Annotated in this window: 1 protein-coding gene; it reads left to right on the forward strand. The window is 69.7% G+C overall.

The window, feature by feature from the left end:
• Positions 1–281, forward strand: a 281-nt coding sequence (locus tag BVI061214_RS00405; protein WP_346179650.1) for a type II toxin-antitoxin system RelE family toxin, incomplete at its 5' end; no start/stop codon positions are given.
• Positions 282–357: the final 76 nt, after the last annotated feature.

Here is a 357-nt window from a genome sequence, read left to right on the forward strand (position 1 = left end):
GGAGCGCCGCCTTGGGCTACAGGATTGAGTTTGACCCTCGGGCCGCGAAGGAGCTGGAAGGGCTAGACCGGGAGGTGGCCCGCCGGATCCTTCGCTTTCTGCGGGAGCGCGTGGCCGCCTTGGAAGACCCCCGAAGCCTCGGGGAGCCCTTGCGAGGGCCGGAGCTGGGCAGGTTTTGGAAGTACCGGGTGGGGGACTATCGCCTGATCTGCCACATCCGGGATCGGGAGGCCACCGTCTTGGTGGTCCGGGTGGGCCATCGGCGGGACGTTTACCGCTGAGCCGGCTTTCTTCGTTTCCGGCCCCCTTCTCGGGCGGGCGCCACGGGCCGGCACGGGGGCCTTGCCCCCAGGGTGA

Source organism: Thermus aquaticus, from assembly GCF_001280255.1.
GTDB lineage: Bacteria > Deinococcota > Deinococci > Deinococcales > Thermaceae > Thermus > Thermus aquaticus.